Raw genomic sequence first — 242 nt, 5'->3', positions numbered from 1 at the left:
CGCGGCGCCCAGACCTCCGGCTCCATCCTGCTCTTCACCGGGGTGGCTGGCTCTCTCGGGCAGATCATCACCGAGGTTGGCGTCGGCGACATGATGGCGGCCATGTTCCAGGCAAACGCTGCGATCCCGGTGCTGCTCACCTGGACCGTGGCAGCGGTGCTGCGGATTGCACAGGGTTCGGCATCTGTGGCGGCCATTACAGCGGCCACCCTGCTCGCCCCTATCATGGGCTCCATCGACAC

The 242-nt window shown here is 66.5% G+C and carries 1 pseudogene; it reads left to right on the top strand.

The features are described 5' to 3' along the window. Nucleotides 1–242: pseudogene (locus SB754_RS22530) on the top strand (gluconate permease); the annotation flags it as partial.

It is taken from the genome of Leifsonia sp. SIMBA_070, from assembly GCF_046534635.1.
Classification (GTDB): domain Bacteria; phylum Actinomycetota; class Actinomycetes; order Actinomycetales; family Microbacteriaceae; genus Leifsonia.
This window is presented reverse-complemented; position numbering and strand designations above follow the sequence as displayed.